The following is a 13,146-nucleotide window of genomic DNA, read 5'->3' on the forward strand; positions in this document are numbered from 1 at the left end:
TTGCCCAGACCACGATGCGCCACTTCCGGCGCATCGTGGTTTTCGTGCGCCGCAAGGTCGTCTCGTTCAACGAGCTGTGGCGGCATTCGCTGCAGTTCCGGGTCACGGTGTCCACGCTGGCGCTGTCGTCGGCCGTGGTGTTCGTGCTGGGCATGGTGCTGCAGAACCAGATCACCGAACGGCTGGTGGAGACCAAGCAGAACGCGGCGATCGCGCAGACGAGGGCGGTCGTCGAGACCGCGGCCGGTGAACTGATCGGCGTCGGCACCGAAAGCCCCGAAGCGCTGACCGCGCGGATGAAGAACGCGCTGAAGAAGATCACCAGCACGACGACTTCGCAGGACAGCGCCGGATCGGCCGCGGGCACCTTCGAGCCGGTGCTGGCCGCGGGCGGCCGTGACCAGTCGAACAAGCCGGTGTTCGCGGGCCCCTACGACAAGGTGCCGGAGCGGCTGCGCCAGTTCGTGGAGACCGAGCAGGTCAGCCACCTGAACCACACGGTCACCGAAGCCGACGGCGGCAAGACGACGTACCTGATCGTCGGCGCGCCGGTCAGCACGATGATCAACCCGCTCCAGCTCTACCTGCTGTACCCGCTCACCAGTGAGCAGAACACCGTCTCGACCGTGCAGAACACGCTGCTCGTCGGCGGTCTCGTCCTGCTGCTCCTGCTGGCCGGGATCACGAACCTGGTCACCAGACAGGTCGTCCGGCCGGTCCGGCAGGCCGCCGCGGCGGCCGAGCAGTTCGCGGGCGGCGACCTCGACCAGCGTCTCGCCGTGCTCGGCGAGGACGACCTGGCCAAACTCGCCGTGTCCTACAACGAGATGGCCGCGAGCATCCAGCGGCAGATCCGCCAGCTGGAGGAGTTCGGCGGCCTGCAACGCCGCTTCACCTCCGACGTCTCACACGAGCTGCGCACCCCGCTGACCACCGTCCGGATGGCCGCCGACGTGCTGCACGCGTCGCGCGAGCAGTTCCCGGCCGGGCTCGCGCGCTCCACCGAACTGCTGGTCGACGAGCTCGACCGGTTCGAGGCCCTGCTCGGCGACCTGCTGGAGATCAGCAGGCTCGACGCGGGCGTCGAGGAACTCTCCGCAGAGCTGATCGATGTCCGCCCCATCGCGACCAGGGCAGTCGAGCAGGTGCGGGTGATCGCGGGCAACGCGGGCAGCTCGGTCGAGCTGGTCCTGCCGGAGGAGGAGGCGCACGCCGAGGTCGACGCGCGCCGCGTCGAGCGGATCCTGCGCAACCTGCTGGCCAACGCGGTGGACCACAGTGAGGGGAATCCGGTGGTGCTGACCCTCGCGGTCAACGAGACCGCGGTCGCCATCACCGTGCGGGACCACGGTGTCGGACTGCGGCCGGGCGAAGCGGAACTGGTGTTCAACCGGTTCTGGCGCGCCGACCCGTCCCGTAACCGCCGGACCGGCGGCACCGGGCTCGGCCTCGCGATCAGCCAGGAGGACGCCCGGTTGCACGGCGGCGTCCTCGACGCGTGGGGCGAGACCGGCCACGGCGCCTGTTTCCGGCTCGTGCTGCCGCGGCGGCAGGACACGCCGATGGGGGAGAGCCCGCTGGCCCTGCCACCGCCCGATCACACGTCCGCCGAACCACACGGCTCGTCCGGACTGCTCGAGGTCCGCCCCGCACCCGACGCGATCCTCGCCGAGCCAGAGGAGGTCGGCCGGTGAAACGGCTCCTGCCCCTGCTCGCGGTGTTGCTGCTGCTCGCGGGCTGCGCGAACATCCCGCTCGAATCCCAGCCCGCCGTCGTCTCCGGGGACAAACCGGGGCAGGTGCCCGCGGACGTCGCCGAGCCGGCGGCCGGGCTCGACCCGCTGACCGTCACCCGCCAGTTCATCCGCAACTCCGCGACACCGGGCACGGCGAACGCCAACGCGCGGGTGTATCTCGACGAGGAGGCCCGGCGCAACTGGAAGCCCTCGCAGGGGCTGACGATCATCGACGACACCTTCGGCACCGTTTACGACACTTCGTCGTCTTCTCCGAACCCGGACGAGCAGGTGGTGAACGTCCGCGGGTTCAAACTCGGCAACCTGAGCCCCGACAGCGCGTTCATCCCGGTGAAGGCCGAGTACTCGCAGCAGTTCAAGCTGCGGAAGCAACCGAACGGCCAGTGGCGCATCGTCGACCCGCCGCAGGAACTCGCCGTCACCGACGAGGATTTCGCGCTCAACTACTTCCGGGTGCCGATCAGCTTCTACTCGCCCGACTCCGGGGCCTTCGTCCCCGACCTCCGCTACGTCGCGGCGAAACCGCAGGCCGGATTGCCCGGCCGGGTGATGGACCTGGTGCTGCAGGGACCGTCGGAAGGGCTGAAGGGCGCCGTCAAGGACCTGCTCGGCGACCAGGTCACCACCGAAAGCAACGTCCGCAGCACGGACGACGGGACACTGGACATCAACCTGACCGGGGTCGGCGGGGCCAGCCTCGCGGACCGGAACCTGATCGCCGCGCAGATCGTCCTCTCGCTGCAGACGGTGACGCTGAGCCGGATCCGGCTGCTGGCCGACGGCACCGCGCTGGTGCCGGACCACGAATACTGGCGCGCCAGCGAACTGCCCAACTACAACGTGGACATCGCGCCCAACTCGGAGCTGCAGGGACTGATGACCGTGAACGGCCGGGTCCGGTCGCTCGAGAACGGGCAGCCGGTCGGCGGGCCCGCGGGCAACGGCGGCTACAAGGTCGTCAGCGCCGCGCAGTCCGTCGACGGGAAACGCCTGGCGGTGGTCGAAGAACGCGACGGCAGGCAGTGGCTCCGGGCCGGCGATCTCGGGCACGACCTCGCTTCGGTGGATCTGTTCGGCGGCAGCCTGAGCCGCCCAACCTGGCGGCCGGTCGCCCGGGGCGGCGGGGTCTCCGGCGAGGTCTGGACGGTCGTCGACCACAACACCGTCGCCAGGGTCACCCTGGCCGCGGACGGCCGCTGGGTGAAGGCCGGCGTCGACGCGACCATGCTCACCAGCCTCGGCCAGATCACCGAAATGCGCCTCTCGCGTGACGGGTCGCGGCTGGCCGCGGTGGTCAACGGGCAGCTGGTGGTCGCCTCGATCGTGCGGACGGCGGACTCGGTGGCCCTGAGGGCGCCGCGGAAACTGCAGGAACGCGACCTCAAGGACGTGGTCGACGTCGACTGGGCGACCCAGGATCACCTGATCGCCGCGACGTCGTCGACCTCGCTGCCGGTGGTCAAGGTGCCGCTGGACGGGCAGCGGATGGACCCCTTCAGCGGCTCGAACCTGACCCCGCCCGTGCACGGCGTCACCGCGGCGCCGAGCAGGCAGAACCTGGTCGCGGACGCGGGCGGGCTGTGGGTCGCCTCCGAGCTGGGCGAAGTCTGGCGGCCGCAGGCGCACACCGTCACCGACGCGGATCCGTTCTACCCGGGCTGAAGTACATGAAGGACCCCTTCCTTGCGCCTCACACAAGGAAGGGGTCCTTCATGTACTTGGCAGGGGAGGAACGTCTCTTCGCGGTATTCCAGGGGCCCGCGCGTCGCGAAAGCCACTTTCGCGACCTCTGATGTCCCGAAAGTGGCTCTCGCGACGCGCAACGCTCCTCGGCGGGAGCAAGGGACCTTTAGTGCCGCTAGCTTTCCTAGCGGCGCTAGCAAGCGGTTCGGCCACTGGATGTCCGTGAAGGCNTTCGGGACATCAGAGGTCGCGAAAGCCACTTTCGCGACCTCTGATGTCCCGAAAGTGGCTCTCGCGACGCGCAACGCTCCTCGGCGGGAGCAAGGGACCTTTAGTGCCGCTAGCTTTCCTAGCGGCGCTAGCAAGCGGTTCGGCCACTGGATGTCCGTGAAGGCCTCCTTCACTACCTTGAGGGTAGGCAAGGAGGCCTTCACGGACCGGGATCCGCGCGCGAAAGCGACACGAAGCCGCGAAGCGCCCTTCTCCTCGATTGGCTTTTTCAACGACGGACCGGTCATGACCGGCCCCCTTAGGACGAGAAGGGTCCAAACCGGACCTTTCACGACACGACGCGACCAGGAACTGTCGGAGCCCCGGCCGACACTCGCCCCATGTCCCGACTCCTCGATCTCCTCATCCCCGCCCGCTGCGCGTCCTGCGGAGTGCCGGGCGCGCCTTGCTGCGCCACCTGTCAGACCGCTTGGGGTTCGCTCAGCGAGATCATCCGCGGCCCGACTGCCGGTCTCGTGCCCGTGTACGCCCTGGCTCCCTACGCCGACGAGGCCCGTCGCCTGATCCTCGCCTACAAGGAACGCGGCCGCCGCGACCTCGCCCCTTCCTTCGGGCGGGCGGTCGCCGAAGCCCTCGCTCATCTGCCCGATCCAGAACCGGAACCTTGTCTCGTCCCGGTGCCCTCACGGCGGCACGCCTCGCGTGTGCGCGGCGGGCCACACGTCCAGCGCATCGCCGAAGAATGCGTGAAAGTGCTGGCGGGCAAGGGAAAAGCCGCGACAGTGGCGCCGGTTCTCAGGCTGAGGTCCGGAGTTCGCGACGCCGTGGGGCTCACCCGGGCCCAGCGGTCGGCGAACCTCGACGGCCGGATCCGCCTCGCTCCGGGAGCTTGCCGGGAGAAGGTCGTTCTCCTTGACGACGTCATCACAACCGGAGCGACCGCCGCCGCTTGTACGCGTTTTTTGGACATAAGCGGAATTCATGTTTCGGCGGTGGTGGCGCTGGCCGCCGCCGGGTGATCGGGCTGTCACCTACAAGAGTGATGAATGATCGGGAACGGGAATGGGTACAAGGGCGTTGACGGGATATGAGGGATCTTCTGGGGAACACTCCGACGGCCCGCCACTCCACCGGGGTGGCGGCGGATTCCCCCGGGCTCGGCGCCCTAGGCACCCTCCGCATTTTCCTGTCCGAAGGCTTGCGCCGTCCGCGTGAAAAGAAATCACGGGGGCGACGCCCGGCAGGCCGGATTGTCCCGCTGGCCGCACGGTCTTCGTCGCGTGCGGTGACGAGGTCTCACGTCCTGATATCCCCCGGCTCGGGGGCTGTTGCTCGCGGCGTGATGCAGCTAACGTGCAGCGCTATCAGCAATCCCGGCAGGCAGGGAGGTGACCAGCCCATGTCCCTGGCGCCGGAGCCGCGCTGAGTCCGCGCTCGGACATCCGACACGAGACGTCGTGGCCGTATGCCGAGTTCCCTCATCGCCCGCGATCCGGGCTTCGTCCCCGCATTACCGGCGCCCTAGTGAACACATCTACAGCTCGCAGTCATTTCAGCGAGGGAGGTCGTGTATGGACATCGTCGTTAAGGGCCGCAACGTGGAGGTGCCCGACCACTATCGGGCACTCGTCAGCGAAAAGCTGGCCCGGCTAGAGCGCTACGACAAGAAGGTCATCCGTTACGACGTGGAGCTCTTCCACGAGCCCAATCGCCGGCAGTCGAAGAACTGCCAGCGCGTCGAAATCACCGGTAAGGGCCGAGGCCCCGCCGTACGCGCCGAAGCGTGTGCCGGCGACTTCTACGCAGCGCTGGATTCCGCACTGAACAAGCTCGAAAACAGGTTGCGGAAGACACACGACCGCCGGCGCGTGCACTACGGCCGCAGCCGCCCGGAATCCGTCGCCGAGGCGACTTCGATGGCGGCCGCCGGTGGTATGACCACCGACACCCGACATCTGGCGGGTACCGCTGTGCTCGAAGCGCCTGAGGCCGAACCCATGGCCAACGGTTTCGCTGTCGAGAGCGGTGACTTCGAGATGCCCCAGCAGCGCTGGGATGACGGGGTGACCGAACACCAGCCCGGTCGCGTCGTCCGCGAGAAGAAACACGACGCGGAGCCCATGACGGTCGACCAGGCTCTCTACGAGATGGAACTGGTCGGTCACGACTTCTACCTGTTCAACGACTCCGACGCCGGATGCCCGAGCGTCGTCTACCGGAGGCGAGGCTTCGACTACGGCGTCATCCGGCTGAGCTAGCCGGCCCCTGCGCCCAGACGGCGGCCCGCACGCGTCCCGTGCGGGCCGCCGTCATGTCCGGAACAGGCGGGACGCGGCCTCGTCCCGTCAGGTACCGACCGACGGTGCGTGCGCGAACACCGAGGTGTTCCCTACGATGGGGGCGGACGGTGGTGCGTTACCAGGCACCACCGCGTACGAGATTGCCCGGGACCGGCTCGGGTGCGATCACAATCAGCTAGTGAGGTCGACCGGATGGTGCTGAACCGCCTGCTCCGCGCGGGCGAGGGCAAAATGGTGAAGCGGCTGCGACACATCGCCGATCACATCAACACCCTCGAAGACGACGTCAAGGAACTTTCGGACTCCGCGCTGCGGGCCAAGACCGACGAGTTCCGTAAACGGCACGCGGACGGCGAGTCCCTCGACGACCTCCTGCCGGAGGCCTTCGCGGTGGCGAGGGAGGCGGCCTGGCGCGTGCTCGGCCAGCGGCCCTACGACGTCCAGCTCATGGGCGGCGCCGCGCTGCACCTCGGCCAGGTCTCCGAGATGAAGACCGGTGAGGGCAAGACCCTGACCCAGGTCCTCCCCGCGTACCTGAACGCCGTTTCCGGCAAGGGTGTGCACGTCATCACGGTGAACGACTACCTCGCCAAACGTGACGCCGAGTGGATGGGCCGCATCCACCGCTTCCTCGGCCTCGAGGTCGGGGTCATCCTGGCCGACCAGACGCCCGAGGTCCGCCGCCAGCAGTACGCCGCCGACATCACGCACGGCACGAACAACGAGTTCGGCTTCGACTACCTCCGCGACAACATGGCGTGGAGCCTCGAAGACTGCGTGCAGCGCGGCCACAACTTCGCGATCGTCGACGAGGTGGACTCCATCCTCATCGACGAGGCCAGGACGCCGCTGATCATCTCCGGCCCGGCCGACCAGTCCTCGCGCTGGTACATCGAGTTCGCGCGGATGACGCCGCTGATGAAGCCGGACATCCACTACGAGGTGGACATCCGCAAGCGCACCGTCGGTGTCACCGAGAAGGGTGTCGCGTTCGTCGAGGACCAGCTCGGCATCGACAACCTCTACGAGGCCGCGAACACGCCGCTCGTCGGCTACCTGAACAACGCGCTGAAGGTCAAGGAGCTCTACAAGCGCGACAAGGACTACATCGTCCGTGACGGCGAAGTCCTCATCGTCGACGAGTTCACCGGCCGCATCCTGCACGGCCGCCGCTACAACGAGGGCATGCACCAGGCGATCGAGGCCAAGGAAGGCGTCGAGATCAAGGCCGAGAACCAGACTCTCGCCACGATCACGCTGCAGAACTACTTCCGGCTCTACGACAAGCTGTCGGGCATGACCGGTACCGCCGAGACCGAGGCGGCCGAGTTCCACCAGACCTACAAGCTGGGTGTGGTGCCGATCCCGACCAACAAGCCGATGGTCCGCGCCGACCAGGCCGACCTGATCTACAAGACCGAGCAGGCCAAGTTCGAGGCCGTCGCCGAGGACATCGCCGAGCGGCACGAGAAGGGCCAGCCGGTGCTGGTCGGCACCACGAGTGTCGAGAAGTCCGAGCACCTGTCGAAGCTGCTGCTCAAGCTGGGTGTCCCGCACGAGGTCCTCAACGCCAAGCACCACGACCGGGAGGCCCTGATCGTCGCCCGCGCCGGGCGCAAGGGCGCGGTCACGGTCGCCACCAACATGGCCGGCCGCGGTACCGACATCGTGCTCGGCGGCAACCCGGACCTCATCGCCGACGAGGTGCTGCGCGAGCGCGGTCTCGACCCGGTGGAGCACTCCGAGGAGTACGAGGCCGCCTGGCCGAAGGTGCTCGAGGAGATCCAGGCGGAGACCAAGGCCGAGGCCGAGGAGGTCCGCGCGGCGGGCGGGCTGTACGTGCTCGGCACGGAGCGGCACGAGTCGCGCCGCATCGACAACCAGCTCCGCGGTCGTTCCGGCCGTCAGGGCGACCCGGGCGAGTCCCGGTTCTACCTGTCGCTCGGTGACGAGCTCATGCGCCGCTTCAACGCCACGATGGTCGAGCGGGTCATGACCACCATGCGGCTGCCGGACGACGTGCCGATCGAGCACAAGATGGTCTCCAAGGCGATCAAGAGCGCTCAGACGCAGGTCGAGCAGCAGAACATGGAGATCCGCAAGAACGTCCTCAAGTACGACGAGGTCATGAACGAGCAGCGCAAGGTGATCTACGCCGAGCGCCTGCGCGTCCTCGAGGGCGAGGATCTGCGCGAGCAGATCGAGCACATGCTGGTCGACGTCATCAACGCGTACGTCACCGAAGAGACCGCCACGGGCTACGCCGAGGACTGGGACCACGAGAAGCTGTGGACGGCGCTGAAGCAGCTGTACCCGGTCAAGGTCACCTGGGAAGAGCTCACCGAGGACGACGACCTCGACGCCGACAAGCTGCGTGAGGCGCTGCTCGAAGACGCTCACCGCGCGTACGACGAGCGCGAGGCCGAGATCGACGCGAAGGTCGGCGAAGGCGCGATGCGGAGCCTGGAGCGCCAGGTGATGCTCACCGTGCTCGACCGCAAGTGGCGTGAGCACCTCTACGAGATGGACTATCTCAAGGAGGGCATCGGCATGCGGGCCCTGGCGCAGCGTGACCCGGTCATCGAGTACCAGCGCGAGGGCTACGACATGTTCCGCGCGATGCTGGAGTCGCTGAAGGAGGAGGCCGTCGGCTTCCTGTTCAACCTCCAGGTCGAGCAGGCCGAGCCCACCACGCCGTCGCCGGAGTCGGCGTCCGCGCTGCCCGCCGGTGTCGGCGCCGGGAACGGCCAGGCCGCCGGCGGCGACGGCAGGCACGCCCGCCCGACGCCTCCGCAGGGCCCGGCGACCGACACCCAGTCCGTGCCGTCCGCCTTGCGGGGCAAGGGACTCGGTGGTGGTTCGCAGTCCGGGCTGACCATGTCGGGCCCGTCCGAGGACGGCGGCGTCGAGTCGCATTCGGACAGTGCCGGCAGCGCCGGTGGTGACCAGGGCGGGACCCGCCGGGAGCGTCGTGCCGCGCAGCGCGCCTCCCAGAAGAAGGGCAAGAAGGGCCCGCGCCGCTAAAGGCCCCAAAGCGCGTGAAGGCCCCTTCCCTCAGCTCAGCCGAAGGAAGGGGCCTTCACGCGCTTCAGGCCGCGTCGTGCGCTTCACGGGCGTCAGTCGGGCCCGATCGGCGGCGCGGGGTGTTGCGAAAGCCACTTTCACAACCTTCAACGTTGCGAAAGTGGCTTTCGCAACGTTGAAGGTTGTGAAAGTGGCTTTCGCAACACCCCGCGCCGCCGATCGGGCCCGACTGACGCCCGTGAAGCGCACGACGCGGCCTGAAGCGCGTGAAGGCCNCGAAAGCCACTTTCACAACCTTCAACGTTGCGAAAGTGGCTTTCGCAACACCTGCGAGCCGCCCGGCCGTCTGCCGCCCGCCCACGCAGGGGCCCTCACGCGTATCAGGCCGCGAGCGCGGAGACCCGTCGCGGCGGCTTCAGCAGGTGGAAGCGGGTGCACACCCAGCCCGACGGTGTCCGCTCGAAGCGGGCGGCCAGCGCGAGGGAGCGTCCGTTCTGTTCGACGGTCGCGCAGGCTTCGACGACACCGTCCGCCGGATGCCCCAGGTGGACCGACTTCGGCCGGTAGCCGCCCGAGGGACGGCGCCGGCCGCTGTCGAGCAGCGCGCTGTGCAGCGCCGGGTCGAGGATCGGCCGCACCTGGACCGCGGGACGGCGCCCGTCGCAGGCTTCGAGGATGGTGGTCAGGAGCCTGCCGACCTGCTGTCCGTCGGGAGTGTCGGGCCGCGGCTGCGGTTCCTCCACGACGGTTTCGCCGGAAAGCGGCAGGTCCAGCACGAGCTGGTTGTCCGGCGCCGCCGCCCGGTGCACCAGGTTCTCCGGCCTGCCGGCGACCCGGTACGGCGGTTCGAACGGTTCGAGCCGTCTCAGTACGTACGACTTCATCAGGTTGTCCCCCTCCGCGGCCCCTCGGCCGCGCCCAGCAACTAAGGGGCGGGCGGCGGCCGAAGCCGCGACAAGGACCGCCCGAGAGGATGAACCGGGCGGTGATCGCTTGTGTACGGTGGGCCGGTGCTGAAAGGGCTGGTCGTCGACTACGTCGGGGTGCTCACGGACGCCGGCGCGGACGAGCTGTACGCCTACCTGCGGGCGGCCAGGGCGCGCGGGATCAAAACGGCCTTGCTCTCGAACGCTCCCGGCGCGTCGGACGAGGCCAAACGGTCGCTCGGGCCGTTCTTCGACGCGCTCGTCTTCTCCGGCGAGGTCGGCGTGGCCAAACCCGAACGCGAGGTCTACCTGCTGACCGCGGGCCTGCTCGACCTGCCCGCCGACCGGTGCGTGTTCGTCGACGACGCCGCGCACAACGTCCGCGCCGCGGTGGCGGCCGGGATGGCGGGGGTGCACCACACGTCGGTCGAGGAGACGCTGACCGAGCTCAGCGCGTTGTTCCCGAAGCCTTAGCCCGGCGCACCAGCTCGAACGACAGCACCGCGGCGGCGGCCGAGACGTTCAGCGACTCGACCTCGCCGGGCATCGGGATCGAAACCCACTCCGTCACCAGTTCGCCGACCTCGGCGCCGACGCCGTTCGTCTCCCCGCCCAGCACGAAGGCCGCGCGCTGCGGCAGGTCGACGTCGAACACCGAACTCCGGGCGGAAGCGCCCAGCGCGAAGACCCCGTAGCCGGCTTCGGTGAGCATTTCGGCCGCCTCGCGCGCGCTGCCGCAACGCAGCACCGGCGCGCGGAAAGCGACCCCGGCCGAAGCCTTGACCACCATCGGGTCGAGCGCGGCGACCCCGCGCCGCGGCACCACGACGCCGTCCAGCCCGGCCGCGGTCGCCGTGCGCAGGATCATCCCGACGTTGGCCGGGGTGGTGATGCCGTCGAGCAGCAGCACCCGCGACGGCGGCCTGCCGTCGGACAGGGCCGCGTGCAGGGAGCGCATCCGCGGGGCGACGACGTCGGCCAGCACCCCTTGGTCCTGTTTGCCGTTACCGGCCAGCACTTTGACGCGATGCGCGCTCGCGCGCTGTACCGGCACCCCGGCGGCCTTGGCGGCACGCTGGATCTCGGCGGCATTCGGCCCGCGCACGGTGTCGGCGAGGATCACCTTGTCCACCTCGAGCGCCGCGTCGTCCAAGGCCTCGAGCACCGGTTTGCGCCCGTACACCGTCAGGAACCGGTCCTTCGGCGAGATCACCGACTCATCACCCACACCGGCGAGTGTCCCACTATGTAAGGATCGGCCCATGCCCGACCGCCTCTCCGCGCTGGACGCCTCGTTCCTGTACGTGGAAGACCACTCGACCCCGATGCACGTCGGCGGCGTGGCGATCTTCGAGCGCCCGCGCGAGGGTTTCACCTACGAGCGGTTGCTGGACCTGATCGGGCAGCGCCTCGCCTTCCTGCCGCGGTACCGGCAGCGGGTGCTGGAGGTGCCCGGTCACCTCGCCCGGCCGGTGTGGGTCGACGACGTCGACTTCGACCTGAACTACCACGTCCGCCGGTCGGCGCTGCCGCAGCCGGGCTCCGACGGCCAGCTGTTCGATCTCGTGGCGCGGCTGATGTCGAGGCGGCTCGACCCGGGAAGGCCGCTCTGGGAGGCGTACTTCGTCGAGGGGCTCGCGGGCGACCGGGTCGCGCTGGTGACCAAGACGCATCAGTCCGTCGTGGACGGGATAGGCACCATCGAGATCGGGCAACTGATCCTCGACGCCACCCCGCAGGAGCCGGAACCGTTCGACGACACCTGGCATCCCCGCCGGGAACCGAGCCGTACGCAGCTGGTCCTCGACGCGGTCGCCGAGACCGTGCAGCGGCCGACGGAGCTGGTGGAGAACGTCCGCTCCATCGCCCACGACGCCACCGCGATGGCGGGCAAGGTCACCGAAACGGTCGGTGACGTCGCGTCGGCGTTGAAGACCATGGTGAGCCCGGCGCCGTCCGGGCCGCTCAACGTCCGCACCTCCGGCGGTCGCATGTTCGCCGTGGTCCGGACGCGACTCGAGGATTTCCGCGAGGTCCGCGCCGCGCATGGCGGCACGGTCAACGACGTCGTGCTCGCCGCGATCACCGGCGCCCTGCGGGAATGGCTGCTCTCCCGCGGCTCGAACCTGACCGCGACGACCACCGTGCGCGCACTGGTGCCGATGGCCGTCCGCGACGCCGAGACGGCCGAATACTCGACGCCCGCACTGGTCGGGAACCAGGTCGACGCCTATCTGGTCGATCTCCCGGTCGGGGAGCCGAACGCGGTCCTGCGGCTGCAGCACATCGGTCACGCGATGGCGGACCACCTCGACTCCGGCCGATCGGTCGCCGCGCGCGGGCTGCTGACGGTCGGCGGGTTCGCCCCGGCGACGCTGCATTCGCTGGGCGCGCGGGCGGCCGGGTCGATGTCGGGCCGCATCTTCAACGTGCTGATCACGAACTCACCGGGCCCGCAGGTGCCGCTCTACGCGGGACAGGCGAAGATGGTGGAGATGTTCCCGGTCATGCCGCTGGTGCGCAATCAGGCGCTGGCGATCGGGGTCACCTCGTATCACGGGGGTGTCTACTTCGGACTGAACGGCGATCGCAAGGCCGTGTCCGATGTGGACCTGCTCGCCGGGATGATCGAGGAATCGTTGGAAGAGCTGAAGGGTGCGCACTGGTGAGGGTCTATCTACCGGCGACGATCGCGATGCTCCGGGAGCTCGAAACCGCCGGCGAGTTCCGGGCGCGGAGCGGCACGGGGTTCGCGCTGACCCCGGCGCTGCGGGAGTCCTACGCCAGCGGATCCGACGAAGAACTCGAGTACGCCGCGCTGCTCGACGCCGCGAGGGCGTCGCTCCGGCTGATCGCGGCCGAGGAGAAGCCCGAGCCGCGGCGCGTGGTGATCTCGGCCGACGTCGAAGAGGTCACGCTGCGCCCGGATCTCGACGCCGCCGTCGTCCGGCTGGCCGGGCCGGTGAAGATCGCCGACGTCGCCGCGATCCACGTCGACGCGGCCGAAGCGGCCGAGTCCGTCCAGGCCGCCGCCGCGGTGATCGACCAGGCCGACCTCGGCGATCCGGACGCGGAGTTCACCCTCGGCGACGCCGAAGACCACGAACTCGCCTGGTACGCGCCCCAAGAGCTCCCGTTCCTGCTGGAACTCCTCTAGCCGCCTCCGCGTTTCGTCCTCTGAACGCGGTCCTTGCACGCGCAACTACCGCATTCAGAGGATGAAACG

Annotated in this window: 10 protein-coding genes; 8 read left to right on the forward strand and 2 right to left on the reverse strand. The window is 69.0% G+C overall.

Annotated elements, in window-relative coordinates; all coding sequences use genetic code 11:
* Positions 1-14: 14 nt before the first annotated feature.
* The 5 genes from mtrB (at position 15) to secA (ending at position 8,994) form a co-directional block, all read left to right on the forward strand.
* A complete protein-coding gene (gene mtrB, locus ACXIZN_RS40115; protein ID WP_457960725.1) occupies positions 15-1,694 on the forward strand; it encodes an MtrAB system histidine kinase MtrB in 1,680 nt (559 codons plus the stop codon).
* Positions 1,691-3,418, forward strand: coding sequence for an LpqB family beta-propeller domain-containing protein (locus ACXIZN_RS40120; protein WP_457959965.1), 1,728 nt, complete (start codon positions 1,691-1,693; stop codon positions 3,416-3,418). The genes mtrB and ACXIZN_RS40120 overlap by 4 nt, the downstream gene beginning before the upstream one ends.
* Positions 3,419-4,050: 632 nt before the next feature.
* Positions 4,051-4,689, forward strand: a complete 639-nt coding sequence (locus tag ACXIZN_RS40125) for a ComF family protein (protein WP_457959966.1) — start codon at positions 4,051-4,053, stop codon at positions 4,687-4,689.
* Positions 4,690-5,241: 552 nt separating this feature from the next.
* Positions 5,242-5,928, forward strand: a complete 687-nt coding sequence (gene hpf, locus ACXIZN_RS40130) for a ribosome hibernation-promoting factor, HPF/YfiA family (RefSeq protein WP_126735755.1) — start codon at positions 5,242-5,244, stop codon at positions 5,926-5,928.
* Between the two features lie 234 nt (positions 5,929-6,162).
* Positions 6,163-8,994 (forward strand): preprotein translocase subunit SecA, encoded by a 2,832-nt coding sequence (secA, locus tag ACXIZN_RS40135; RefSeq protein WP_457959967.1) that lies wholly within the window; start codon positions 6,163-6,165, stop codon positions 8,992-8,994.
* Between the two features lie 380 nt (positions 8,995-9,374).
* On the opposite strand, the gene ACXIZN_RS40140 is transcribed toward secA, so the two are convergent.
* Positions 9,375-9,878 (reverse strand): Rv3235 family protein, encoded by a 504-nt coding sequence (locus ACXIZN_RS40140; RefSeq protein ID WP_457959968.1) that lies wholly within the window; start codon positions 9,876-9,878, stop codon positions 9,375-9,377.
* A 111-nt stretch (positions 9,879-9,989) separates the two neighbouring features.
* On the opposite strand from ACXIZN_RS40140, the gene ACXIZN_RS40145 reads away from it, so the two are divergent.
* Positions 9,990-10,394, forward strand: a complete 405-nt coding sequence (locus ACXIZN_RS40145; RefSeq protein WP_126735752.1) for an HAD-IA family hydrolase — start codon at positions 9,990-9,992, stop codon at positions 10,392-10,394.
* Here the strand turns inward: ACXIZN_RS40145 and ACXIZN_RS40150 are convergent.
* Complete coding sequence (locus ACXIZN_RS40150) at positions 10,369-11,148, reverse strand: TrmH family RNA methyltransferase (protein ID WP_457959969.1); 780 nt, start codon at positions 11,146-11,148, stop codon at positions 10,369-10,371. The genes ACXIZN_RS40145 and ACXIZN_RS40150 overlap by 26 nt on opposite strands.
* 34 nt (positions 11,149-11,182) lie before the next feature.
* On the opposite strand from ACXIZN_RS40150, the gene ACXIZN_RS40155 reads away from it, so the two are divergent.
* Both ACXIZN_RS40155 and ACXIZN_RS40160 read left to right on the forward strand, forming a co-directional pair.
* Positions 11,183-12,589: a WS/DGAT/MGAT family O-acyltransferase gene (locus ACXIZN_RS40155; protein WP_457959970.1), complete on the forward strand. Its 1,407-nt coding sequence runs from the start codon at positions 11,183-11,185 to the stop codon at positions 12,587-12,589.
* Positions 12,586-13,077 (forward strand): DUF6912 family protein, encoded by a 492-nt coding sequence (locus tag ACXIZN_RS40160; protein WP_457959972.1) that lies wholly within the window; start codon positions 12,586-12,588, stop codon positions 13,075-13,077. Before ACXIZN_RS40155 ends, ACXIZN_RS40160 begins: the two co-directional genes overlap by 4 nt.
* Positions 13,078-13,146 lie beyond the last annotated feature (69 nt).

This window comes from Amycolatopsis sp. TRM77291 (assembly GCF_054166285.1).